Consider the following 23,653-nt stretch of genomic DNA (forward strand, 5'->3'; position numbering starts at 1 on the left):
ACTGACGCTATGGATTACTTGAATCATCGACCTAGAAAATGCCTTGGCTACAAAACACCGCACGAAGTTTTTATGGCTCAGATACAATCGCTATAACACAGGGTTGCACTTCGAGCTTGAATCCGCCGAATATTATTGCCTACCAGATCCCAATTACCTTCGGAGGTATAAAATTTGACTGCAAAGCCGCGTACATCCCTGGGTGTATCAGCAGAACCAGAGCCACCAGCTACTGTAGAAATGCGTGTAAAAACCGGTGTTTTGAGGCCAACTTCAGTCAGGACTTTAGCCGTGGTATATTTTTCCAGCGAATGCGTCAACTCAAAATACCCATGCGCGCCAGTACCACGCGCATGCACGATACGCTCAGGTATACGTTCATGATCGAAATGGGTAATTTTCTCTCTTAAGATGAAATCTTCCAGCAGCGTCGGTCCTTTGACACTGGCTTTCAGGGAATTTTGATTATCTGCAATGACGAGACCTTGATTGGTCGTCAATTCTGGATCAGTTTCCCCAGCAATCTGATGTATTTCCCCACCATTGCCAATCAAGCTTGTCGTCAGATTTTTTGCAGCCTTGATTTCGGCTGGGGCTATGCTCGTGTTAGTTTTAGACATGATAGGCATTCTACAAAGGATCGATTTAGACGCGATAAAAATCAGGCATCGATCAGATGAACGCTTAATTTTTACTACTTTGACGATAGACCAAAATAACGTAATCATTTGTTCGGAAGCACACATACAGATCAAAGATTACATAGAAATTACGTATTATTTTCTATGATTTTTTCGGGATTTTTCCTTTCAGGTTTAAAAAAAGCGGACTGCTTTTCGCAGTCCGCTCTTGCAATATAAATTGCCTATTGCGCTGACAAGAAGTTAAGAAACACTTGCCTCGGATGTTGACTTGATATCCTCGGCTTCCGCTTTTTTGTAGATGTCTTTTGCGATATTGGCCTGATCAGAATTATCGGTATGAACTGAGATTAGAACATTGCCGCCGCGAATCTTCCCGTCATACAGTTTTGCTTCATATTCAGGGATGCCCATACCGACCAGGCCGCCTATGATGCCCCCGGCAGCGCCCACCAATGCAGCACCACTCAAGGCGGCCATGATAGGTCCTGCAGCGATGAAAGGCCCCACGCCAGGGATTGCCAGCGTACCTATACCTGTCAACCAGCCCAATACTGCACCTACCCCCATACCAGCCGCGCCCCCAGTGGCAGCACCCTCAGGCAATTTGGTATTTTGCTCGTGTGCAAAATCACGTGTACCAGTCTGGTCAGGAAACAAGACTGAGATATCACCGCTGGGAAATCCTGCAAGTTTCAAATTATCGACAATAGTTTCTGCCTGAACACGATTTGTTGCGATACAGTAGATTGCGGTTTTCATTTGTATTCCTTAGAAAAATTTAATTGCTGGCATTACTTGCTTGGCATACTTACCCAAGCTCAGTTGGTTTTAACATCCAGTGAATTATTAATGGAACTCACACCTTTGACAGCCTGGACAATTTTTTCGACTTTCAATTTTTCATCTGCAGTTTTTACCGGGCCGCGTAAAGTAACATTGCCTGTATCCACCATAATCTTGATGTTATGCGCCATCAAAGACAGCGATTTGTCATGCACGACCGAGCGCCTGACTGCGGCAAGAAGAGTGCGATCGTCTTGCGTAGTGAATTGATCTTCTGGTGTCTTATTCCCGGCATATTTGTCACGGCTATTGATCGCCGAATTATCGACATTCGATGCGCTCTTGCCCTCAGTAACCACTGGAGGAACCGGGTCCGCTGCAAGTCCTGTAACTGGCATCGCGACAAAACACAATAGCGAGACAACCCCCATCCGATTAAGTATCCGTCCCATTCATCTCTCCTGATTAAGTCCGTTGCGGACAAGTAGCGATAGATTAAGAAAATTAGTCCGCTGCATCTGTGCGGTAGGTCACACGCAAGAAAAATCATGCACATAGAATTTGCATGCGTCAGAAAACCGACCCGAACTTCAGATATTATTGGCGCCATTCCTTGACAAAAAGATTGCCGCACGGACGCTTATTTCAAATGCCATGGGCAATGAAGCAGTCGTTCAAGTAGTGGGATGGAATGTAGCCTGAACGCTGACTGGCAGTCAGATTTCTCTTACCAATCAAGTTGCTATTGTCCGGTGTTTAATGTGCTGAATTCTATTTATTGCGACAGCTCTTCTGAACTATAGATGCCATCATTTTTCTGCACTGCTGGTGCGATTGAGAAAGTACACAAGCAGTTTGTCTTTTCAGGATAGTTATCAAGAGAAATTTTTTCGGTTTCCATTGTTCAACGAAAAATAGAAACCTGCCTGCGCTCAGCCAACAACAAGATGTTCTGTGTATTGCAGTGACGACATGCATTTAAAAATGGAAGAGCACAACAAAAATTTTCGGCCCGTGTATTTTTTCAGCTAGTGGACTATCGCGAGCATTTGCAAGGCAGCCTCTGATACTTATGTATGATCCCATGCCTTTTCAGCTGAGCCTTGATGAAAATGAGTATTATACTATTGTCAATCTGGCCACCTTGATGTCGCACCAAAATAGAAGACATTCATTTTTCATCGCTTGAGAACAACAAAAAAACCACGCTACGGTTAGCCACAATGTGATCTGGCACGTTTCTTGATATGCTGTATTGGAACCGTAACCAAGAGACTAGAACATGGCCAAGTTTTTCAATGAAATGCATGCCTATGATGCCGCTGCACCGGGCGGAGAATTGACGCGGGAACACTACCGCGAGTTTTGCAACTGGCTGGCGCAGCAGCCTGCCGAGCGTTTGAAGCGCAAGCGGGCCGAGGCTGACCTGAGCTTTCGCCGGGTGGGGATTACCTTTGCCGTGTATGGTGATGATGCGGGTACGGAGCGGCTGATCCCGTTTGACATTATCCCGCGCATTATTCATGCGGGTGAGTGGGCACAGTTGCAAAAGGGACTGGCGCAGCGGGTGCAGGCGCTGAACATGTTCATTCATGATATTTATCACGACCAGAATATCATCAAGGCGGGCATCATCCCGGCTGAGCAAATCTATAAAAATGCCCAATATCGGCCTGAAATGCAGGGTATTTCAGTCGCTTCTGACATTTATGCCCATATTGCGGGTGTGGATATTGTGCGGGCTGGCGAGGGTGAATTCTACGTGCTGGAAGACAATTTGCGGGTACCGTCTGGCGTATCGTACATGCTGGAAGACCGCAAGATGATGATGCGGCTTTTTCCTGAGCTGTTTGCGCGTAACAAGATTGCGCCGGTTGATCATTATCCTGACATGCTGCTGGATAACCTGCGCTCAGTCGCACCTATGGGGGTGGATAACCCTACCGTAGTCGTCATGACACCGGGCATGTATAACTCGGCCTATTTTGAGCATGCCTTCCTGGCCCAGCAAATGGGTGTGGAACTGGTCGAGGGCCAGGATTTGTTCGTGAATGACAATGCAGTCTTCATGCGCACTACGCGTGGCCCCAAGCGGGTGGATGTGATTTACCGCCGTATTGATGATGATTTTCTTGATCCCCTGGCTTTCCGCCCTGACTCTTCTCTGGGTGTGCCGGGCTTGCTGTCGGTCTATCGCGCTGGCCGCGTGACGCTGGCGAATGCGATAGGCACAGGCGTGGCAGATGATAAATCGATCTATCCATTTGTGCCGGACATGATCAAGTTTTACCTGACAGAAGAACCGATTTTGAATAACGTGCCGACTTACCAGTGCCGCAAGCCCGAGGACTTGTCTTATACGCTGGCGAATCTGGGTGATCTGGTGGTCAAGGAGGTGCATGGCGCTGGTGGCTATGGCATGCTGGTGGGCCCTGCTTCGACCAAGGCACAGATAGAAGATTTTCGCCAGCGTTTGCTGGCCAAGCCTGATGGTTATATTGCCCAGCCTACCCTGGCATTGTCGGCCTGCCCGACCTTCGTTGAAAGCGGCATCGCCCCGCGCCATATTGATTTGCGGCCCTTTGTCTTGTCTGGCAAGACCATCTCCATGGTGCCAGGCGGCCTGACGCGGGTGGCCTTGCAGGAGGGTTCGCTGGTGGTGAATTCTTCACAGGGTGGCGGGACGAAAGACACCTGGATATTAGAAAATTAAGTCGGGAGAGAGATATGCTAAGCCGTACCGCTGATCATTTGTTCTGGATGGCACGCTATACCGAGCGTGCTGAAAATACTGCCCGTATGCTGGATGTGAATATCCAGACCTCGATGTTGCCACAGTCTGCCGAAGATGCTGAGCGTGGCTGGCGGGCCATGCTGGGCATCTCTGAATTGCAGTCTGCCTTTGACCACCAGTATGGTTTGCTGACGAAGAAGGATGTGCTGGACTTCATGGTCAGGGACCCGATGAACCCGTCCTCGATTGCCTCCTGCCTGAAAGAAGCGCGTGAGAATGCGCGTGCCGTGCGCGGTACACTGACAACCGAGGTGTGGGAAACCCAGAATGCCACCTGGCTGGACATGCAGGATAATTTGTCGCACACCATACTGGAAAACGACCCCAGCCAGTTTTTTGAATGGGTCAAGTACCGCTCGCATCTTTCACGTGGCGTTACGCTGGGTACCATGCTCAAGGACGAGGCTGTACATTTCATTCGCCTGGGTACTTTCATTGAGCGAGCTGATAATACGGCAAGGATACTGGATGTGAAGTTCCACGGTGCCAAAGAAAGCGGGCGTGGTAATGACAGCCTGCAAAGGGATTTTTATTACTGGGCGGCGCTGCTGCGCTCAGTGTCCGGTTTTGAGATTTACCGCAAGGTCTACCGGGATGTCATCACGCCAGAGCGGGTAGCAGAATTGCTGATGCTGCGTGGTGATATGCCACGTTCCTTGCTGGCCTGCATGGACGAAGTGGTCGCCAACCTGAAGGAAGTGCGTAATGACGTATCGGCAGACACTGAGCGTTTTGCTGGTAAGCTGCATGCAGAATTGCAATTCGCCCGCATTGAAGAGATATTGGCAGAAGGTTTGCATGACAATCTGACGCGCTTCCTGGAAAACATTTTTGACCTGGGCAATCGTGTCAGCCGCGACTTCCTGGTGCCGCTGGCAGCTTGAGAAAACCATATCATGCAACTTTTTATACGTCACCAGACCATCTACCGATATTCGGCCCCGGTGACTTACACCATACAGCAATTGCGCCTGACGCCGCGTGCCGAACTGCATCAGCATGCGATCTCCTGGCAGATCAAAACTGCGGGGCAGCGCCATGCCTATATCGATGCCTATGGCAATCCCTCACATACGCTGACCATCACCGGCCAGCACCATGAGGTTGCGATTATTGCCGAGGGCATGGTTGAGTTAACGAATCCTTACCAGGGACGCATCACTGACCCGGACACATTTTCACCACTGGTATTTACCGTACCAACCAGGTTGACTGAACCAGTACCAGCAATCATGGACTTTGCACTCCAGCATTTACCGGACAGCGGCAAGACCACAACGGCTGCACTATTAAACCTGGCGACGCACATTCGTGGTGCAGTCGAGTACCAGTCTGGTGCAACCATCGTCACGACCAGTGCCAGCGATGCCCTGCAACTGGGCCGCGGTGTCTGTCAGGACCATGCGCATATCATGCTGGCTTGCTGTCATGCCCGCGGCATACCGGCACGTTATGTGTCTGGCTATATCGATCCTGAATCTACTGGCCACGCTGACAGCCATGCCTGGGTCGACGCCTGGGTAGAAGACAGCGACTACAGCGGCTGGGTCAGTGTCGATGCCACCCATGCCGCCTTGATGACGGATGCCTATTGCCGTCTGGCTATTGGCCGTGACTATGATTCTGCTGCACCAGTGCGGGGTGTGCGCCGTGGCGGTGGTCTGGAGACTTTGAGTGTCACTGTGCAAGTAACGCCACGTTGAGTGACGTTGAGGCATTGCCCTGTTGGCAATCCAATATGACAAGCGTATTTCAGCGTCCCGCTTTCAGGTAGAATAAGTGTTTCGACAGATCAAGAATCCGTACTATGACTTACTGTGTTGGCATGCGCCTGGACGCCGGGCTGGTGTTTCTTTCTGATTCACGCACCAATGCAGGCGTCGATCATGTGGGTACTTTCCGCAAGATGTCGGTATTTGAAAACCCTGGCGATCGCACCATGGTGCTGATGACGGCAGGTAATTTGTCGATTTCGCAATCCATACGTCAACTGGTGTCCGACCATGTAGACGCCAAAGGTAATAGCATCTGGACTGCACCAAATATGTATGAAGCAGCACGCATACTTGGCGAAGCTGTTCGTACCATTCATCACCGCGATGCCAAGTCGCTATCTGAGTTTGGCATCGATTTTAACGTCAGCCTGATTTTTGGTGGCCAGATCAAGGGCGAGCGTTGCCGTTTGTTCCAGATTTATTCTGCGGGCAATTTCATTGAGTCGCACAATGAAAATACTTATTTCCAGATCGGCGAAGCCAAGTACGGCAAACCCATCCTCGATCGCGTCGTCACCCCGGCCACGCCACTGGATGAAGCAGCCAAATGCGCGCTGATCTCCATGGACTCTACCCTGCGTTCAAACATCTCGGTGGGTCTGCCGCTGGATTTGCTGGTGTATGAAAACAATACACTGGCCATCACCCGTTTCGTCACCATTGATGAAAAAAACCAGTATTTCCAGATGATACGCAACACCTGGGGCCAGCAATTGAAATCCGTCTTTGAAAGCATAGACGACCCGGTCTGGAACGCCAGCCCAGAGGTGCAGGGCAATGTCTTGTCAGCAACCAATATGCACAGCAAACCGGTGCGTGTAGCTGTGCCGCCAGAATTGCTGGACGCCACGATTACACCGTCACCTTTGCAGGCTTTGGCGCAGCAGTCTGGCAGTAATAAACAGGCTTAAAGCTTCATCAAGGCATAACTAAAACTTGCTTATCCAGTCAAGTACAGACACCAAACCTCCTGATACTCAACGGCAAAACGTACTCTTGTCCCGCTCAGCAATCGCTCTGTCATTGGCATCCGTCTTGGCACCGTTTCCGTGTACTGCCTTGCCGCTCAGGATGTCCTTGGCCAAGGCGCAGCGTGACACGTCGTTGTCATTGCGATAGTCGGGGGCTTCCGACTGCTTGGCTGCGCTTGCCTTGGCAGCCTTGGCAGCTTTGGCGTCTGCTTCCTGTTTTTCGATTTGTCGCTTGCGAAATTCGATTTCCTTGTCTTGCCAGTTTTGTGCCGGAGCGGCGTTCGCAGATTCAGGTGGGGGTTTTATTTTTACCTGTTCTACCTTGGCCTTGCCGGCATCATCCTTTTTTTCGGAATAATGCGTTTTACCATTGGCATCAACCCATTTATAGATTTCTGCATGGCTGGCAGCAGTGGTAAATAACAGCGCCAGGCATGCTGCCTGCAGGCTGTGTTGTAAGGTGGTACGTGTCATTTTTAAAATTTCCGCTAAAGGTGCCGAACAATATCAGAGCTGGTTTGCATCAACAACTCACTCTCATCCATGATAGGCATTATTTCTTGATTTTGGTATGGCGCCAGGCACAATCGGCCGCGTGATCATTCACCATGCCTATGGCTTGCATATAGGCATAGATGATGGTGGAGCCAACAAATTTGAAGCCGCGTTTCAGTAAATCCTTGGAGATGCGGTCAGACAATTCCGTGGTGATAATCCGCTCGCCGCTATTGATGATGGGCTTGCCATCGACATAGGCCCACAGATAGGCGTCAAGGCTGCCTTGCTCTTCACAAAGGCGCAGATAGGCTTTGGCATTGGTGATGGTAGCCGCCACCTTGAGGCGGTTTCTGACTATGCCGGCATTGGCCAGCAGGGTGGCAACTTTGGCATCGTCGTAACTGGCGATTTTTTTGGCATCCCAGCCATCAAAGGCTAATCTGTAGTTATCACGCTTATTGAGTATGGTTTCCCAGGAGAGGCCTGCTTGTGCGCCTTCGAGGTTGAGCATTTCAAATAGCTGCACTTCATCATGGCAGGGCACGCCCCATTCATGGTCGTGATAGTGCAGATAAATGGGATTAGAGGTATTGGCCCAGCTGCAGCGTGTCTTCATATGTAAAAAACCTGGTGGAGTAAGATATGATATGGAATAAATCAATTTTTAACAAAATTTTTCAATTCAAATTGACATTCTACTTATTTATCATAGAATCGTCGTTCGTCATCAGATAGTGGAACCATCATGTTGAGTTTTAAGCAAAGCAGCAAAAATCTGTTCGCCTTATCCGCAGTGAGTCTGATCCTGACCGCCTGTGGCGGCGGCAGTAACCAGGATGCCAGACAGGCAGCAGTGTCACCAGCCCCGCCTATGCAGGCGGCGCCTGCCAGCGACGATGTCATGAGTTTTGTCAACAAGCGTCAAAACTATATCATCTCTCGCCTGGGCTCCACTTATGTCGTGGTTGACATGTCAGGCGGCGCGGCACCTGCCAGTGTCCCGGCCAATATCAAGGTACTGCAATTTGCTGATTTCCGCGTCAATCTGACGATAGGTGACAAGGCGAAACTGCTTTCCACCACCGCCCTGAATAACCTGATTGATCTGTACGTGGCTTTTTTCAACCGCGTGCCTGATGCCGATGGCTTGTCTTACTGGATAGACCAGGTTACAGCTGGCATGACAGAAGCGCAAATTGCCGAGAGTTTTTATCTGGTGGCACTGCAGTCACCAGCGTTGACTGGCTACACCAGCAGCATGAGCAATGACGACTTTATCCGTATCATTTATAAAAACGTGCTGGGCCGTACTGGTAGCACTGCCCCCAACGCAGCAGAAATAGATTACTGGTCCAGCCAGCTCAGGAATGGTGTCCCCAAGGGCAGCATGGTCAGGGCCATCCTGGTTTCTGCGCGTGAATATGCCAATGATGCGACCTGGGGCTGGGTCACCAGCTTATTGAACAACAAGCTGGATGTGGCAAATTATTTCGCCGTACAACAGGGCCTGAGTTACCTGACGCTGAATGACAATATCAGCAAGACCGTGGCAATAGCATCTGCGGTCACCAGCACCTCTAGCTCACAGGCACTGGACCTGATCGGTGTCAGCGGCAATACCCTCAACCAGAATACGTCGGGCAGCAATGGCAACAATAGCAACTATGGCACGCCAGCCAGCCTTGCCAATATCTGTACCCCGAACGGTGAAAAGGACTGGGTGCGCGCGCATCTGGATGATATCTATTTATGGTATCGCGACATCATCAATGTTCCGAAAGAAAGCTACTTTAATCCCCAGGATTATTTCCAGGCCCTGATCGTCAAATCCAAAGACAGGTTCAGCTTCACTGATACGCAGGGCAGCATAGATGATTACTTCCAGACTGGTGCCGATGTCAGTTTTGGTTTTAGCCTGACACGCGACAGCGGTGGCATACGGGTGCGTTATGTACAGCCTGGCTCTCCTGCTGACCAGGCACAGATCAAACGGGGTGCCACGCTGGTCAGCGTTGATAACTCCACCATAGGTACTTACCTGAACGATACACAATACAACGCTGTGTATCCCAGCAAGGCAGAAACCCATAGTTTCCAGATCAGGGATAGTGGTTCATTCAGCAACCGTGCTGTGACGATGACTGCAACCACAGTCACGACTGCGCCAGTGCTGCAAAACCAGGTGCTGAATGTGAATGGCAAGAAAATAGGTTATATGGTCTTCACTGATCATATACGCACGGCAGAAGCACCCCTGGTCAAGACCATCACCGAGTTCAAGCAGGCAGGTGTCAGCGAGCTGGTGCTGGACTTGCGGTATAACGGTGGCGGCTACCTGTATATTGCCAATGAATTGTCCGCCATGATTGCTGGTAGCAAGGTCACTGACAAAATATTCGAGAAGCTGCAATTCAATGACAAGCATACTGACCTGACGGCAGACAATATCTCGTATTTCTACGATACCGATTCCAACAACCGTCCATTGCCGCAACTGAACCTGTCGCGCGTATTCGTGCTGACCGGAAGTAATACCTGCTCTGCCAGTGAGTCCATCATCAATGGTCTGAAACCTTTCATGCAAGTGATTTTGATCGGTGACACAACCTGCGGCAAACCCTATGGTTTCATCCAGACCAACAACTGCAAAACTGCCTATTTCGCCATACAGTTTGCAGGTGTGAATGCGCTGAACCAGGGCGATTTCACCAATGGCTTCACACCAACTTGCCAGGTATCTGACAGCTTGAATTATCAGTTGGGCGATCAAAGCGAACCACGCCTGTCAGCAGCGCTGAAATATGTCAGCACCGGTTCATGCCCGGCAGCAGGATTCAACCCTGCCCCACCACCGGCATTTGATGCGCTCAAGGACAGGGAACCTCGTCCATGGCGTAACAACAAGCTGTTGAAAGTTAATGCTGAATTCAGATAATGTCAGCAACAAACAAAAAAGCACACCTCGGTGTGCTTTTTTGTTGTGTAAAGATTGTTGATTAAGTCAGACAGAAAATGCACTCAATGCATCACCACCCTGCGCATTTTTTGTGAGATATACGCCAGGCTGACCAGGCTCATCAAAGCGCAGACTAAAAATGCAATGCCAACTGCCATGGTGCTCAGGGTTTCGCCTTTAAGCACCTGGTTCATCATCTGATTTTGCGAGAGTACCGGCACCCACTGGAACCAGGCCGGTTCACGACCAGGAAAAAGTATGGGGACCAGTGATACAAAGGGGATGAACATCGTCACCATCTGATTGCGTACCTGAGCTTCCTTGTAGCTCTTGCAATCGAGAGAGACAGCAATTTGTATCGCTGCCATGCTGGCAGCCAGCGGCAATAGAACCAGCAGGAAACCCATGGCATCCTTGAAGTTGAACTGGAACTCGGCACGCAGGGTTTCGTTGTGGATCAGCCATTGCGAAGGGAAGAAGCTGAAGATGGTCAGCACCACCACGCCCATGCCGACAATGGCGACTGCCCCCCATTTGCCGATAGTCAGTTGCCAGCCGGTGACAGGATTCATCATCAATGGCTCCAGCGAACCACGCTCTCGCTCACCTGCCGTCGTATCAATGGCAGCATACATACCGCCCAGCACGATGGCCATCAAGACCATCATGGGCAGCATGGTGGTGATGGTGGCTTTGCGTTCTTCCGGTTTTTTCAGATGACGTTCACGTACCTCGATGCGCTGCAATAACTCCATGGAGACGCCACGCATGGCGAGGCCCATGGTGGCGACTTCCTGAGAATAGCCGTCCAGCAAACGGCGCAGGGGGCGCACGCCAAATTCTGCCTGGCGGTTGGAGGTATCAAAGGCAATCTCCAGCATGCCCTTGTCCCCCGTCGCCAGCTTTTCATCAAAATTGTCAGGGATCAGCAGTACAGGCTGGTCAAGCTCCTTGCTCTGTGATTTGGCCGCATAGTCCTCGGGTGCAGTCTTGATTTGGTAACCCTGGCGCTGGATAAAATTTTCCAGGCCACGGGCATGTTCTATGCCCTTGACCATGACGGTACGTTTTTCTTCCTGCGACTCGACTTGCGACAACACCACGGAAAAAATCAGCAACATCAAAGGCACACCCAGCAAGGAGCTGATCAATGCCACCAGCAAGGTGCGGCGGTCACGCAGGGCATCGCGCAATTCCTTGCGCAAAATAGCTAAGGTTGCTTTCATCAATTGACTCCTGTCAGGGACTTTTGTGGATGCAAAAATGCCAGCTTGACGAATGCATCTTCGAAATTGTTTTCACCGGATTGCTGTAGCAATTCATCGACCGTGCCATGGGCCACGTCCTTGCCGTCGGCGACGATGACGACCTGGTCGCACAGGCGTTCAACTTCCTGCATGATGTGGGTAGAGAAAATGATGCACTTGCTGCCACCTTCTGGCGAACGCAGGAAGCGCAGGAATTCCCTCAGGGCACGGGTGGCCACGACATCAAGACCATTGGTGGGTTCATCGAGGATGATGTTCTTGGGATCATGCACCAGGGCCCTTGCCAGCGCCGTCTTCATGCGTTCGCCCTGGCTGAAACCATCGGTGCGACGATCAAGCAGTTTGTCCATGTCCAGCCATTGCGACAATTGTCTGGTGCGTTGCTCAGCATGCTCATTGTCCATGCCATGTAGCACACCATAGTAGTGAATGTTTTCCCTGGCGGTCAGGCGTGGATACAGGCCACGGGCATCCGACAATACCCCCATATGGGATTGGGTGGATGAAGTGCCAGCCTTGACGGTAGCACCATCGACCTTGATCTCACCTTTGTCGGCCTGCAGCAAGGCGGCAATCATGCGCAGTGATGTGGTCTTGCCAGCGCCATTCGCACCCAGCAAGCCAGTGATGCAGGCATCCTGTGCGCTGAAGCTGACGCCATTCACAGCCTTGACGACTTCACGGTCTTTTTTCATCAGCCCCAGAGTGCGGGCAGTCTGGACCAGCGCATTGCCTGAGGATTTTCCCAGACGCACAAATTCTTTATGCAAGTCATTGACGATAATCATGGCCTGGCCTCCTTGCCAGCTTTGTTGGCAGAGGGCGGCACAGGTGCCTGCCAGGCCAGGGCGCGCGGTATCTGGCGCACACAGGCTGTGTCCACCTTGACTGCTTCGCTATCTTCCTTGGCATTCAAAAAACGGTGCACAACATCACGCACGCAGCCTTGCGCGAGCAGGCCGTGGCCCGTGTTTTCTATCTGCACATGACGGGCGTTCGGCCCCAATGCCTTGGCGACTTCTTCACCATGTCTGATTGGGGTGACCGGGTCAAGACCACCGCTGAGCAGCAAGGCGGGTGACGCAGCTACCGGGATAGTGAAAAAAGCTGCGGGTATCTCCGCACGTGGCCAGTTTTTACAAGTCCGAGTATACATGTCTGCCATGAGCTTTTCAAAATCATCATTGGCTGGCAAAGTCGCAGACTGGGCAAAGGCTTCACCGCACCAGACCGAGAAATGCATGCCATAAGAAATACCGCCAGGACCAGGCAAGGTCGTCGCGCCGCTCATGGTAATCAGTGGTGCGTAGTTGCCCTGCTCTGCCTGCGTCAATGCATATGGCAAGGCGGCCAGTGAATTGGGGCTGTACAGGGTTTTATGTACCATGCCAAGCAAGCCATCCTTGGTCATCTCCAGTTTCATGGCTGTGCCCATGCGCGGATGCGGCAGGCTGATTTTTTGTGGCTGGCTGGCCAGTAATTTTTTCCAGCGGTTTGCCAGATCAGGATAACTGATGTTGCAGGCTTCTTCTTTTACGCAATCCTTGAACAAGGCATCGAGCGCCTTTTGCGCATCAGAACTGGCCAGGCGCATGCTGGGTGGCACCACACCGTCGAACACGACGCGACGCACGGCTTGTGGATATTGACGCAGGTATTCCAGCCCGGCACGAGTGCCGTACGAAGCACCAACCAGATTGATGCGGCCATAGCCTTGCTGCAGGCGCACGGCTTCCAGATCTTGCACTGCAATGCTGGTGCTGAAGTATTGCAACTCGCCATAAGGCAGGGTTTGCAACTGGCGCATGCAGTCATTTGTCATGTTGACTTTTTGCTCCGGCGTCAGGACTTCATCGGCTTTTTCCAGCATCGGGCATTCCAGCGGCGCGCTGCGCCCTGTGCCACGCTGATCGACAAACACGAGATCGCGGCGGCGATTGAGACGCGCCATCAGGGCCGTACCCCAATTCGATACGCTGATGGCACTTTGACCTGGACCGCCCGCCAGCAGGAAAACGGCATCCGGCAATTTGTTGCGGTCTTGCGATGGCACCACGACATAATGGATATCGATCTGCTTGCCTTGTGGCTGCGCCGGGTTTAGCGGTCTTTGTATCTGGCCGCATTGCACTTCCTGCGGAAAGTCCGGCAAGCGGCAAGGCTTGGTGGTGGCCGGAGCGGCAGCATTGGCGTAGCCTGCCACCGCAGTGCATAGTGCCAGCGCGGACATCAGCCTGAGCATGATTTTTTTATTCAAAGTGGTCTCCTGAAGTGCCATTACTTTAATAGCAAGCTCAGGAGTCTAAGCGTAATTGTTTAATCAGTAAATGCCAGACTTGCTTGCGCGCCAAAAGAAGTCAGCAAAGTCTTGACAGGCGCAGGCAAACCCAGTTGTGCGGCATCATCAAGTGCATGCCAGCCATGCTCATTGTCTGCGACTTCCAGATGGCGTTTTTTGAGTTGCACGTGCACAGGCAGGATATGCAATTTAAAGTGGGTGAATACATGGGCAAACACAGGCAAGACCTGGATGCTGGCGATATCGCCAAAGTAGCTGGCGCGCGCGCGTACGGTCGTCATTTGTGCATCGACTGAGAAAGTATCCTCAGTAGTTTCTTGCATGCCAGCCAGCTCCGGCAGCGACAGCAAGCCACCCCAGATACCGGTGGGCGGCCTGCGTTCCAGCCAGACTTCTGCGCCGTCCTGCAACAGCAGCATGATGACCTGTTTTTCTTTTTGCGCTTTTTTTGGTTTGCGTACCGGCAGCTCAGCTGTCCTGCCTTGCGCATAGGCGACGCAACGTGGCTGGAAGGGACATTGCGGGCATTTTGGGCTGCTGCGCGTGCATACAGTAGCGCCCAGGTCCATCAAGCCCTGCGTGTAAGCGCCTATGTCCTGTGCTGGCAATAAAGCCTGGGCGCGCAACCACATATTGTCTTCAACGGGTTTGGTACCGGGATAACCATCTATACCAAACACGCGGGCGAACACGCGCTTGACGTTGCCATCCAGAATTGCCGCTACTGTGCCGTAAGAAAACGCCGTGATTGCCGCAGCAGTAGAGCGGCCTATGCCAGGCAGCTCTTGCAGCGCCGCAGGGTCCGCCGGGAATATGCCCTGGTATTTATCCACCACCTGCTTGGCGCACTGATGCAAATTGCGGGCGCGGGTGTAATAGCCCAGGCCACTCCAGTGTTCCATGACTTGCTCCACCGGTGCTGCGGCCAGGTCAAACACAGTAGGAAAAGTTTCCAGAAAACGCTGGTAATAAGGGATGACTGCCGTCACCTGTGTCTGCTGCAACATGATTTCAGACAGCCAGACGCGATAGGCTTCACGGCTTTGTTGCCAGGGCAAGCCATGGCGGCCATGCTGTTTTTGCCAGGTAACAAGCGTTGCAGAAAAACCGGGGTCGAAATACGGAGAGGTAGCAAACTGAGGCTGACCCTGAGGGTCAGCCTTACTGCCTGATGCTGTGGACTTCATTATTTCAGGCGGCTACCCTGAGTGCAGTCAGCTCTGCAGTCAATGCTGTTTTCAAGCCATCTTCCAGATCGGTCAAGGCCTTTTTCTGTGCATCAATATCTGCCTGCAAGCTTTCGAAGGAACCTATCTTGTCTTCCAGGCTGTCGGTAGCCACATGGATACGCTGTATCGATTGCATGCGGTTTTTCAACTGGCCCTTGTGTTCACGTATCTGTGCTTCCAGCGGCGCCATGACGACTTTTTGCCAGGCTTCCACATCGCGGTTGGCTTGCAGGAAGCTTTGCTTGACGCGGGCTGCAACAGAATCAAAGAACTTGTGCATCAGGACTACTTGCGGCGTGGTCAGCAATGTCGCCGTGCTGAACTGCTTTTGGTAAACCCCTTCGATAGCTTCGATTTCCTTGATGTATTTATCCAGCGAGAATGACATTGGTGCAGATAAGGCCAGGCCATGTTCAGTCGAAAACTTGCGGTACATGACCGTCATCATTTCCGAAATTTCATCGGTCTTTCTATTCGAGGTCTGCAGGTTCAGTTTAATCTGGGCAAAGAATTGCCTGACTGACTCACGCAAGCCGATAGAGAATTTGCTCTTCTCCATGGCGTCACGCGATTTGCGGATTTCTTCACGCAGGATATCCATGCCCAGGCTGGTATACACCTCGGTAGACAAGCGAGTGAAGACGGCGCGCGTTCCCTGCATGCGCAGGAGACTGGCATCGAATTCTTTTTTCTCGGCATCGATACGCTTCATCATGTGTTCGATGACATTCATATTCTTGCCGCGCAGGCTCTTCAATTCCATCATCTGCTCAACCATACTGCGGCTGCGGGAAGAGATAACTGCCTGTTGCGCCTGGATGATTTCATTGATTTCTGAGGTCAACTGGGCGCGTATGATGTTTTGCTTGGCTGGTATCAATTCCTTGGACAAGGCATATTCCAGCGTAGGCAAGCGGCTGCGTGCCAGCAAGGGTGCATCCTTATTGATCTTGGCAACCAGGCCTTTTTGGGCCGAGATTGGGAAAATCTGCTTTTCTTCCAGACCAAGCGTGTGGGCAACAGTGCTGACCTGACGGACGATTTGCGCTTCCACTTCTTCTGGCGTGCGCAATTCATCCCACATGCTGTCGATCTTGTTGAGCACGACCATGCGGCCAGGGCCATTGCCGATATTATTGCGCCAGACATCGATATCGCTCTTGGTCACGCCAGTGTCGGCAGCCAGGATAAACAAGACGGCATGCGCATTCGGGATCAGGTTCAGCGTCAGTTCAGGCTCGGTACCTATCGCATTCAAGCCTGGTGTGTCGACAATGATCAGACCTTCCTTCAGCAATGGATGAGGGAAATTGATAATGGCATGACGCCATTGGGAAATCTCTACCAGGCCATTTTCGTCGATTTCCAGCGGCGCATCGGGGTCGTTCTCATCGAACAGGCCATATTGCTTGGCAACTTCTATGCTGACTTTCTTGGTCAGGCTGACTTGCTTGAAGGCTTCCAGCATGCCGTCGCCAGAATTGATATTCAGCGGCAGCACCGTCCAGACATGGCTTTGGCCCTTGTATTCACTGGTCGATTGCGCTTCGGCGCGGGTTTCTATCGGCAGCAGGCGTATGCAGGGCGGGATGGTGTCATCGTACAAAAGCTCGGTCGGGCACATGGTAGTGCGGCCGGCAGATGACGGTAATATGCGTTGGCCATAGTCTGCAAAGAAGATGGCGTTGATGAGTTCGGACTTGCCGCGTGAAAATTCAGCAACAAAGGCGATGGACAGTTTGTCGTCAACCAGACGCTCCATCAAGCGTGCAATACGCTGATCACTGGCGGCATCGGCCATATCCGATCCATGTATCCACGACCGGTACTGCTCCAGCGCTTTGACCACTCCTTTGCGCCAGTCGCTGTACTCCTGGAATTTCTGAACCAGATTGCTCATGTTCCCCTCAGTTAACTTTTTTGATATTCCAAGTATATATGGAAGCGTTAAAAAAATACGTCTAAATCGAATTTTGCTTACATTTCAGCCAGATTTGTGGGTTTATTTCTGACATTTTGCACAATAGAAGCTACTACGTTGTCCTTGTTTTATCTGTTTGACAGGCTCGCCACAGACCCGGCAAGGCTCGCCAGTACGGTCATACACAAAATAAGATTGCTGAAAATAGCCACTTTGTCCATCCACACCAATGAAATCCTTGAGGGTGCTGCCACCCTGCTCTATGGCTGCTGCCAGGGTTGCGCGTATGGCCGCTTCCAGTAAAGTATAGCGCTTCAGGCTGATGCGTCCAGCCTGAGTTTTAGGATTAATGCCTGCCCTGAACAGGCTTTCTGACGCATAAATATTGCCAACACCGACCACGATGTCCCCGGCCAGCAAGACTTGCTTGATGGGCGCACTACGTTTTCTGGTCAATTTATACAATAATGCTGCACTAAAATCGGTTTCCAGCGGCTCTACGCCCAACTGGCGTATCAGCAGATGCTCTTCCAGGTCGCCATCGGCGGCATCATGCCAGAGCACGGCACCAAAGCGGCGCGGGTCTGTCATGCGCAAGGCAACGTCACCGACAACAATGTCAATATGATCATGCTTTGCTGGCAGCACCTCTTTGCCCAGCACACGCAAATGGCCTGACATACCCAGGTGAATGAGTACAGTACCGTGCTGAAAATGCAATAAAAGATATTTACCCCGCCGCCCGGTCGCCAGGATTTGCTGCCCGCTTAGCAAGGCAGGTAAATTTGCCGGAAAAGGCCAGCGCAAGCCGGCACGGCGCATGATCACATCGGTGACCTGCTTGCCAGTCAGATGCGGCTCTACGCCGCGACGGGTCACTTCTACTTCAGGTAATTCTGGCATGGAGGGGAACTTTTACCATTACAATTTGACACAGTGTATAAGCGCTGGCGAACCTACAGTTGTTCTGCTTTAGCGTAAAATCAATTATCAACGTCAAATCCGGATTCGTTTTGAAAACACTGCCTACTTTATTATTCAAGCCTATTGTATCCGCTATTACGGCTGCCTCGCTATGGCGGCCAGCCACGATACTGTTAAGTGCGGCACTGGTCGGCGGATGCGCGACGACTGGCAAGCAGGCCAGCGAAGCTGTCGAAGACACTCACCATGTCAGCGATGCAGCCCAGGCGGCCCTGTCTGCCGAAAAAACTCTGCACGGGGTTACCAGCCTGCCCGCCTATGAAGACAAATTGCCGGAAGTGGCCCTGTCAGAAGAATTATTCTACAAAATTATTACCGCAGAAATTGCTTATCAGCGTGGTAGCTGGCAAGGTGCCTATGTGACTCTGTATTCAGTCGCCCAGCAAACCCGCGACCCCCGGCTTGCCCGGCGCGCGGCAGAAATTGCCCTGTCGGCCAAACAATCCGGCGAAGCACTGCAGGCAGTGCGTCTGTGGCGTGAACTGGCACCCAATTCAAATGAAGCCACTCAGTACTACCTGGGTTTCATGGTAATGAATAATAATCTGGCTGAAATCCAGAGTGTCTATACTGAAAAACTGAAGTCTTCCGACCCCAAGCAACTGGGGGTGACGATGTTGCAAGCCCAGCGCCTGTTGTCGCGTGGCCGCGATAAAAATGCCGCATTCAGCACGCTTGAAACCCTGCTGGAACCGTATAAGACCAGTACAGATGCGCATATGGCGCTGGCCCAGGGTGCCTATACCAAGGGCGATAACAAGCGTGCCGTTAGTGAGGCTCAGGCAGTATTAAAAGCAAAGCCGGATTCGCAACTGGCGGTGCTGACGATTGCCCAGGCCTCGCCACAAGCCGATGCCGCCAAGGCTTTGTCTGCTTTTTTGGTAAAAAACCCTACTGCACGTGATGTGCGTCTGGCATATGCCAGCATACTGATAGACCTGAAGCAGATCGATCAGGCTGCCCATGAATTTGAAACCCTGGCACGCGATAAACCCGATGATGTCAGCGCCATTTACACTCTGGGTGTACTGGCAATGGAGCGTAACCAGTCGCAAAAAGCTGAAAGCTATTTCCTGCAATATCTCAAAGCACTGGAAGGTAAGACAGGCGAAGAACGTGATCCGACCACGGCACTGGTGAACCTGTCGCGCATCGCCGCAGAACGCAAGGACTATAAGGCAGCGCAAGACTGGCTGGCGCAAGTTGAGTCCTATGATGGCCGCAACCCGGCCTGGTTCAATGTACAAGTACGCCGTACTTTCTTGCTGGCCAAAGAAGGCAAGTTGCTGGAAGCACGCGCCTTCATACAGCAAATCAAGGCCAGCAATGAAGCCGAACAAATCCAGTTGATACAGTCAGAAGCACAGTTATTGCGTGACGCAGGCTTGCCGGACCAGGCCAAGACTGTACTGGAAGAAGGCATCAAGCAGGCACCGAATAACCCGGACCTGCTGTATGACTTTGCCATGCTGGCTGAGTCACAAAAAGACATCGCCAGCATGGAAGCATCCTTGCGCAAGGTCATAGAACTGGCTCCAACCAGCCAGCACGCCTACAATGCTTTGGGCTACTCCTTTGCTGACCGCAATGTACAGCTTGATGAAGCTGTCACGCTGATAGAAAAAGCTAATCAACTGGCACCGGATGACCCTTTCATCCTCGACAGCCTGGGCTGGGTCAAGTTCAGATTATCCAGGTTTGATGAAGCCGAAAAAGCCTTGCGCCGTGCTTATCAAATGCGGCCTGACGCCGAGATCGCCACGCATCTGGGCGAGGTCTTGTGGACCATGGGACAAAAAGATGATGCCAGAAAAATCTGGCGCGACGCCCAGAAAAAAGACCCGGATAACACCACCCTGAAATCGACGCTGGAAAGGTTGAAAGTCAAACCCTGATGCGAGGGCGTGTTGATATAGATACACCCTGGCGGACAGATAATGTCCGCCCTGTTATTTGTAACCACCAGGACTTACGCAAAATTGTCCCGGCAAGCCGTCAGCGACGAAGACAGTACTTTAAGTACGCGGCTCCCAGGAGAGGAGCTGCAACGCAGCTGGGGCGGTTTTGCGTAAGTCCTCACCACCATACAAGCACCATGCCATCAAATACCCGACTCAGCCTGCTTGCCCCAGCCATTTTTTGTACCTTGCTCAGTACTGGCTGTGCGAGCTTGAACAAGCAGGCGCCAGCACCTGCGACGGCTGCAACCAGTACCGCCTCAGCCAGCACCCGGCAATACCAGCAACAGATACAAATCAGCGGCAAGATTTCCATCCAGTACCAGCAAGGCGACAAACCTCAAGGCCAGCATGGCAGCTTTGAATGGGAACAGGATGCCCAGGGCATACGCATCAATTTACTGTCTCCACTGGACCAAACCGTAGCGCGCATTACCGTCAATGCGCAAGGCGCAACGCTGGAACTCGACGGCAAAGCACCGCGCACCGCCAGCGACCTTGACCAGCTCTTGCAAGAAACCCTGGGCTGGTCTTTGCCAGTAGCAGGATTGCGCGACTGGTTGCAAGGCTTTGTCACTGTCGATGGCAAACCAGCGACCACCGTCAAGGCAGAAGACCAGACCCTCACGACCCAAGGCTGGAAACTGCGCTATGCCAGCTGGCATGAACAGCCCAGCTTCCCCAAACGCATAGATCTGCAAAGATATACTGAACAAGCGGGTGATGTTTCCATCCGCATCGTGGTGAATGAATGGAAATGAAACGACTGGACAACTGCCCGGCCCCGGCCAAACTGAATCTCTTCCTGCATGTGACTGGCCGCCGGGCCGATGGCTATCACTTGCTGCAAACCGCTTTCCAACTGATAGACCGCTGCGATTACCTGGATGTGGAAGTGCGTGCCGACGGCCAGATATGCCGCACCAATGACATAGAAGGCGTGCCTGCCGACAGCGACCTCATCGTCCGTGCAGCAAGGCTATTGCAAAGCCATACTGGCTGTCCATTTGGTGCCAATCTGACATTGCGCAAGCACTTGCCCATGGGCGGCGGCGTCGGTGGGGGCTCATCCGACGCGGCAACCACCTTGCTGGCGCTTAATCATTTGTGGGAAACCGGCTTGCAGCGTGAAGAGTTGATGCGCCTGGCCCTGCAACTGGGCGCAGATGTGCCTTTCTTCCTGTTTGGTGAAAATGCCTTTGCTGAAGGTGTGGGTGAAGAATTGCAGGCATTGACGACGCCAGAGGTCTGGTTTGTGGTGCTTGAACCGGGCGTACAAGTCCCCACGCCTGCAATTTTTTCGGCAAAGGAGTTGACAAGGGACACAAAGCCCGTCAGAATAGCGGACTTTCCTGGTGATGCAAAGAAAACTTGGAAAAACGATCTGCAAACAGTTGCCTGCGCATTGTTTCCGCAAGTTGATGCAGCCATTAAGTGGCTCTCACAATACGGCGATGCAAAGATGACAGGATCAGGGGCTTGCGTTTTTTGCGCTTTTGCTGAAGAATCAGCAGCTGAGCAAGTGTTAAAGCAAGTACCGGATCGCTGGGTATCATGGAAAGCAAAAGCACTGAGTCGCCACCCGATGGCGCAGAAATTGGGATCGAAAAATATTTGGCTTGAAGCCAGTTTAACGCTAAAATAGCGGCGAACTTGGAAACAGGCAAAACGGTTGTGTAGGGGAGTCGCCAAGCTGGTTAAGGCACCGGATTTTGATTCCGGCATGCGAAGGTTCGAATCCTTCTTCCCCTGCCATTAAATTAAAGCCGCCGCATAGATTGTGCGGCGGCTTTTTCAGTTTTATCAGCGGCTTTTTTTGTGTAAAACCCATGCAAAATAAGCCAGACCCACAAAAATCTCAGCCGATAGGTCCCAGCCATGGCAAATGCGCGCGCAAATGACAACATGATGGTTTTCACTGGCAACGCCAATCCTGCACTGGCTGCCGGTGTTGCCAAACAACTTGGCATTCCCCTCGGTAAAGCAGACGTTTCCAAATTCTCTGACGGCGAAGTCATGGTCGAGATCAATGAAAACGTCCGCGGTAAAGATGTCTTCGTTTTGCAATCCACTTGCGCACCCACCAACGACAACCTGATGGAAATCATGTTGATGGTCGATGCACTGAAACGTGCTTCTGCCGGTCGTATCACTGCCGCTATCCCTTATTTTGGTTATGCCCGTCAGGACCGTCGTCCACGCTCTGCGCGTGTGGCGATTTCTGCCAAGGTGGTTGCCAATATGCTGGAAGAAGCTGGTGTTGGCCGCGTCCTGATCATGGACTTGCATGCAGATCAAATCCAGGGGTTTTTTGATATCCCTGTTGATAATATTTATGCGTCGCCAATTTTGCTGGGTGACCTGGTTGCCAAGAATTACGAAGACTTGCTGGTGGTTTCCCCTGACGTAGGCGGCGTGGTACGCGCCCGCGCCTTGGCAAAACGCCTGGGTTGCGATCTGGCCATCATCGACAAACGCCGTCCAAAAGCGAATGTCTCTGAAGTCATGAACATCATTGGTGAAGTCGAAGGCCGTAACTGCGTCATCATGGATGACATGGTTGACACTGCCGGTACGCTGACAAAAGCAGCTGAAGTATTGAAAGAACGCGGCGCCAAGAAGGTATTGGCTTATTGTACTCACCCCGTCTTGTCCGGCCCTGCGATACAACGTATTTCGCAATCGCCACTGGATGAACTGGTTGTTACCGATACCATCCCGCTGTCTGAAGCTGCCCGCGCCTGCCCCAAGATCCGTCAATTGTCTTGTGACAGCCTGCTGGCCGAGACTTTCCGCCGCATTACCAAGGGCGAGTCCGTCATCTCTTTGTTTACGGACTAAATACGGACTAAATTATTTCCGGCACCATCAATTGATGGTGCTTTTTTCTGGGCCCCTGGTCGCGGGGGTTCAACACCGCAAAACAAATCAATGTTTTGCATTTTTTGGAGTAACACCATGAAAGTTATCGCATTTGCACGCAATGTACAGGGGACCGGAGCGAGCCGCCGCCTGCGCCTTGCTGGCCAAACACCTGGCATCATCTACGGTGGTACAGAAGCCCCAGTATCCATCACTCTGGATCACAATGCGCTGTACCATGCATTGAAAAAAGAAGCATTCCACTCTTCCATTCTGGACCTGGAAGTGGATGGCAAATCAGAAAAAGTATTGTTGCGCGACTTCCAAGTCCACGCCTACAAACAACTGGTTTTGCACGCTGATTTCCAACGCGTAGATCCTAACCAAAAAATCCACGTTAAAGTGCCTCTGCACTTCGTCAACGCTGACGTATCCCCAGCTGTGAAACTGTCTTCTGCAGTGATCAGCCACGTTGCTGTTGAACTGGACGTTTCTTGCTTGCCAGCAGACTTGCCAGAATTCGTTGAAGTTGACCTGTCCAAACTGGAAGCCGGCCAATCCATCCACGTATCTCAACTGACACTGCCAAAAGGCGTGACAGCTGTTGTACACGGTGGTGACGCTACTGTTGCTATCGCTGTTGTGCCAGCTGGCGCAACTTCTGCAGAAGCTGAAGCAAAATAATTTGCATTTATGCAGATTAAATGAAAA

20 protein-coding genes, 1 tRNA gene and 1 pseudogene are annotated in these 23,653 nt (G+C 51.8%); 11 read left to right on the forward strand and 11 right to left on the reverse strand.

The window, feature by feature from the left end:
- Nucleotides 1-128: 128 nt before the first annotated feature.
- The 3 genes and pseudogenes from H8L47_RS23200 to H8L47_RS23210 all read right to left on the reverse strand — a co-directional run.
- A pseudogene (locus tag H8L47_RS23200) lies at nt 129-620 on the reverse strand (catalase); the annotation flags it as partial.
- 264 nt (nt 621-884) lie between these two features.
- A complete protein-coding gene (locus H8L47_RS23205; RefSeq protein ID WP_186955986.1) occupies nt 885-1,403 on the reverse strand; it encodes a hypothetical protein in 519 nt (172 codons plus the stop codon).
- A 59-nt stretch (nt 1,404-1,462) separates the two neighbouring features.
- Nucleotides 1,463-1,879, reverse strand: coding sequence for a BON domain-containing protein (locus H8L47_RS23210; RefSeq protein ID WP_230413885.1), 417 nt, complete (start codon nt 1,877-1,879; stop codon nt 1,463-1,465).
- Nucleotides 1,880-2,709: 830 nt separating this feature from the next.
- Here H8L47_RS23210 and H8L47_RS23215 point away from each other — a divergent pair.
- The 4 genes from H8L47_RS23215 (at nt 2,710) to H8L47_RS23230 (ending at nt 6,907) form a co-directional block, all read left to right on the forward strand.
- Nucleotides 2,710-4,140 (forward strand): circularly permuted type 2 ATP-grasp protein, encoded by a 1,431-nt coding sequence (locus H8L47_RS23215; RefSeq protein WP_186955987.1) that lies wholly within the window; start codon nt 2,710-2,712, stop codon nt 4,138-4,140.
- 14 nt (nt 4,141-4,154) lie between these two features.
- Nucleotides 4,155-5,105, forward strand: a complete 951-nt coding sequence (locus tag H8L47_RS23220; protein ID WP_186955988.1) for an alpha-E domain-containing protein — start codon at nt 4,155-4,157, stop codon at nt 5,103-5,105.
- Nucleotides 5,106-5,117: 12 nt separating this feature from the next.
- Nucleotides 5,118-5,924: a transglutaminase family protein gene (locus H8L47_RS23225; protein ID WP_186955989.1), complete on the forward strand. Its 807-nt coding sequence runs from the start codon at nt 5,118-5,120 to the stop codon at nt 5,922-5,924.
- 104 nt (nt 5,925-6,028) lie between these two features.
- A complete protein-coding gene (locus H8L47_RS23230) occupies nt 6,029-6,907 on the forward strand; it encodes a proteasome-type protease (protein ID WP_186955990.1) in 879 nt (292 codons plus the stop codon).
- 66 nt (nt 6,908-6,973) lie between these two features.
- Here H8L47_RS23230 and H8L47_RS23235 read toward each other — a convergent pair whose 3' ends face one another.
- Together H8L47_RS23235 and H8L47_RS23240 are read right to left on the reverse strand one after the other, a co-directional pair.
- Nucleotides 6,974-7,441: a DUF4124 domain-containing protein gene (locus tag H8L47_RS23235; protein WP_186955991.1), complete on the reverse strand. Its 468-nt coding sequence runs from the start codon at nt 7,439-7,441 to the stop codon at nt 6,974-6,976.
- 79 nt (nt 7,442-7,520) lie between these two features.
- A complete protein-coding gene (locus H8L47_RS23240) occupies nt 7,521-8,081 on the reverse strand; it encodes a DNA-3-methyladenine glycosylase I (RefSeq protein WP_186955992.1) in 561 nt (186 codons plus the stop codon).
- Between the two features lie 129 nt (nt 8,082-8,210).
- On the opposite strand from H8L47_RS23240, the gene H8L47_RS23245 reads away from it, so the two are divergent.
- A complete protein-coding gene (locus H8L47_RS23245) occupies nt 8,211-10,400 on the forward strand; it encodes a S41 family peptidase (protein WP_186955993.1) in 2,190 nt (729 codons plus the stop codon).
- Nucleotides 10,401-10,483: 83 nt separating this feature from the next.
- Here the strand turns inward: H8L47_RS23245 and H8L47_RS23250 are convergent, their stop codons facing one another.
- From H8L47_RS23250 to mutM, 6 genes are all read right to left on the reverse strand, one after another.
- Nucleotides 10,484-11,647 carry an ABC transporter permease gene (locus H8L47_RS23250; protein WP_186955994.1) on the reverse strand — a complete coding sequence of 388 codons (1,164 nt, stop codon included), beginning with the start codon at nt 11,645-11,647 and terminating at the stop codon, nt 10,484-10,486.
- Nucleotides 11,647-12,477 carry an ABC transporter ATP-binding protein gene (locus tag H8L47_RS23255; protein WP_186955995.1) on the reverse strand — a complete coding sequence of 277 codons (831 nt, stop codon included), beginning with the start codon at nt 12,475-12,477 and terminating at the stop codon, nt 11,647-11,649. Before H8L47_RS23255 ends, H8L47_RS23250 begins: the two co-directional genes overlap by 1 nt.
- Entirely contained in the window at nt 12,474-13,946 is a 1,473-nt protein-coding gene (locus H8L47_RS23260) for an alpha/beta hydrolase (RefSeq protein ID WP_186955996.1), read from the reverse strand. The genes H8L47_RS23255 and H8L47_RS23260 overlap by 4 nt, the downstream gene beginning before the upstream one ends.
- Nucleotides 13,947-14,005: 59 nt before the next feature.
- A complete protein-coding gene (gene mutY / locus H8L47_RS23265; RefSeq protein ID WP_186955997.1) occupies nt 14,006-15,175 on the reverse strand; it encodes an A/G-specific adenine glycosylase in 1,170 nt (389 codons plus the stop codon).
- A gap of 4 nt (nt 15,176-15,179) precedes the next feature.
- Nucleotides 15,180-17,117: a dynamin family protein gene (locus H8L47_RS23270; protein WP_186955998.1), complete on the reverse strand. Its 1,938-nt coding sequence runs from the start codon at nt 17,115-17,117 to the stop codon at nt 15,180-15,182.
- 102 nt (nt 17,118-17,219) lie between these two features.
- Nucleotides 17,220-18,041 carry a bifunctional DNA-formamidopyrimidine glycosylase/DNA-(apurinic or apyrimidinic site) lyase gene (gene mutM, locus H8L47_RS23275; protein WP_186955999.1) on the reverse strand — a complete coding sequence of 274 codons (822 nt, stop codon included), beginning with the start codon at nt 18,039-18,041 and terminating at the stop codon, nt 17,220-17,222.
- A 110-nt stretch (nt 18,042-18,151) separates the two neighbouring features.
- Here mutM and H8L47_RS23280 point away from each other — a divergent pair, with 110 nt between their 5' ends.
- The 6 genes from H8L47_RS23280 (at nt 18,152) to H8L47_RS23305 (ending at nt 23,626) form a co-directional block, all read left to right on the forward strand.
- Nucleotides 18,152-20,017 (forward strand): tetratricopeptide repeat protein, encoded by a 1,866-nt coding sequence (locus H8L47_RS23280; RefSeq protein WP_230413886.1) that lies wholly within the window; start codon nt 18,152-18,154, stop codon nt 20,015-20,017.
- Nucleotides 20,018-20,217: 200 nt separating this feature from the next.
- Nucleotides 20,218-20,841 carry a lipoprotein insertase outer membrane protein LolB gene (lolB, locus tag H8L47_RS23285; RefSeq protein ID WP_186956000.1) on the forward strand — a complete coding sequence of 208 codons (624 nt, stop codon included), beginning with the start codon at nt 20,218-20,220 and terminating at the stop codon, nt 20,839-20,841.
- Nucleotides 20,838-21,725, forward strand: a complete 888-nt coding sequence (ispE, locus tag H8L47_RS23290) for a 4-(cytidine 5'-diphospho)-2-C-methyl-D-erythritol kinase (RefSeq protein ID WP_186956120.1) — start codon at nt 20,838-20,840, stop codon at nt 21,723-21,725. Before lolB ends, ispE begins: the two co-directional genes overlap by 4 nt.
- Before the next feature lie 33 nt (nt 21,726-21,758).
- A tRNA-Gln gene (locus tag H8L47_RS23295) sits at nt 21,759-21,835 on the forward strand.
- Nucleotides 21,836-21,958: 123 nt separating this feature from the next.
- Nucleotides 21,959-22,921 carry a ribose-phosphate pyrophosphokinase gene (locus H8L47_RS23300; protein ID WP_186956001.1) on the forward strand — a complete coding sequence of 321 codons (963 nt, stop codon included), beginning with the start codon at nt 21,959-21,961 and terminating at the stop codon, nt 22,919-22,921.
- 117 nt (nt 22,922-23,038) lie between these two features.
- On the forward strand, nt 23,039-23,626 hold the full coding sequence (locus H8L47_RS23305) for a 50S ribosomal protein L25/general stress protein Ctc (protein WP_186956002.1): 588 nt from the start codon (nt 23,039-23,041) through the stop codon (nt 23,624-23,626).
- The last annotated feature ends 27 nt before the right edge of the window (nt 23,627-23,653 follow it).

Source organism: Undibacterium umbellatum, assembly GCF_014284125.1.
Taxonomy (GTDB): Bacteria; Pseudomonadota; Gammaproteobacteria; order Burkholderiales; family Burkholderiaceae_D; genus Undibacterium; species Undibacterium umbellatum.

Bases quoted from the DNA above. Each gene is read 5' to 3' on its own strand.
- H8L47_RS23205 (WP_186955986.1), bottom strand. From the start codon at position 1,403: ATGAAAACCGCAATCTACTGTATCGCAACAAATCGTGTTCAGGCAGAA.
- H8L47_RS23210 (WP_230413885.1), bottom strand. From the start codon at position 1,879: ATGGGACGGATACTTAATCGGATGGGGGTTGTCTCGCTATTGTGTTTT.
- H8L47_RS23215 (WP_186955987.1), top strand. From the start codon at position 2,710: ATGGCCAAGTTTTTCAATGAAATGCATGCCTATGATGCCGCTGCACCG.
- H8L47_RS23220 (WP_186955988.1), top strand. From the start codon at position 4,155: ATGCTAAGCCGTACCGCTGATCATTTGTTCTGGATGGCACGCTATACC.
- H8L47_RS23225 (WP_186955989.1), top strand. From the start codon at position 5,118: ATGCAACTTTTTATACGTCACCAGACCATCTACCGATATTCGGCCCCG.
- H8L47_RS23230 (WP_186955990.1), top strand. From the start codon at position 6,029: ATGACTTACTGTGTTGGCATGCGCCTGGACGCCGGGCTGGTGTTTCTT.
- H8L47_RS23235 (WP_186955991.1), bottom strand. From the start codon at position 7,441: ATGACACGTACCACCTTACAACACAGCCTGCAGGCAGCATGCCTGGCG.
- H8L47_RS23240 (WP_186955992.1), bottom strand. From the start codon at position 8,081: ATGAAGACACGCTGCAGCTGGGCCAATACCTCTAATCCCATTTATCTG.
- H8L47_RS23245 (WP_186955993.1), top strand. From the start codon at position 8,211: ATGTTGAGTTTTAAGCAAAGCAGCAAAAATCTGTTCGCCTTATCCGCA.
- H8L47_RS23250 (WP_186955994.1), bottom strand. From the start codon at position 11,647: ATGAAAGCAACCTTAGCTATTTTGCGCAAGGAATTGCGCGATGCCCTG.
- H8L47_RS23255 (WP_186955995.1), bottom strand. From the start codon at position 12,477: ATGATTATCGTCAATGACTTGCATAAAGAATTTGTGCGTCTGGGAAAA.
- mutY (WP_186955997.1), bottom strand. From the start codon at position 15,175: ATGAAGTCCACAGCATCAGGCAGTAAGGCTGACCCTCAGGGTCAGCCT.
- H8L47_RS23270 (WP_186955998.1), bottom strand. From the start codon at position 17,117: ATGAGCAATCTGGTTCAGAAATTCCAGGAGTACAGCGACTGGCGCAAA.
- mutM (WP_186955999.1), bottom strand. From the start codon at position 18,041: ATGCCAGAATTACCTGAAGTAGAAGTGACCCGTCGCGGCGTAGAGCCG.
- lolB (WP_186956000.1), top strand. From the start codon at position 20,218: ATGCCATCAAATACCCGACTCAGCCTGCTTGCCCCAGCCATTTTTTGT.
- ispE (WP_186956120.1), top strand. From the start codon at position 20,838: ATGAAACGACTGGACAACTGCCCGGCCCCGGCCAAACTGAATCTCTTC.
- H8L47_RS23300 (WP_186956001.1), top strand. From the start codon at position 21,959: ATGGCAAATGCGCGCGCAAATGACAACATGATGGTTTTCACTGGCAAC.
- H8L47_RS23305 (WP_186956002.1), top strand. From the start codon at position 23,039: ATGAAAGTTATCGCATTTGCACGCAATGTACAGGGGACCGGAGCGAGC.